Source organism: Streptomyces endocoffeicus, assembly GCF_016741935.1.
GTDB classification, from domain to species: Bacteria; Actinomycetota; Actinomycetes; order Streptomycetales; family Streptomycetaceae; genus Streptomyces; species Streptomyces endocoffeicus.
This window is the reverse complement of record NZ_JAERRG010000267.1, coordinates 1-206: the sequence shown is the minus strand read 5'-3', so window position 1 is coordinate 206 and position 206 is coordinate 1. Positions and strand designations below refer to the sequence as shown.

At 68.0% G+C, this 206-nt stretch carries 1 protein-coding gene; it reads left to right on the top strand.

Features of this window, described 5'->3' with window-relative positions; translation table 11 throughout:
• Window positions 1–206: hypothetical protein (locus JK364_RS58630; protein ID WP_201858955.1), on the top strand; the 206-nt coding region annotated here is incomplete at both ends.

The following is a 206-nucleotide window of genomic DNA, read 5'->3' as shown; positions in this document are numbered from 1 at the left end:
CCCCACACCACCATCACCGGCACCCTCCGCCGCGACGACGACACCCCCACCCGATTCCTCACCCACCTCGCCCACCTCACCACCCACGGCCACACCCCCAACTGGACCACCCTCTACACCACCACCAACCCCCACCCCACACCCCTCCCCACCTACCCCTTCCAACACCACCACTACTGGCTCACCCGAAACACCAGCACGGGCGA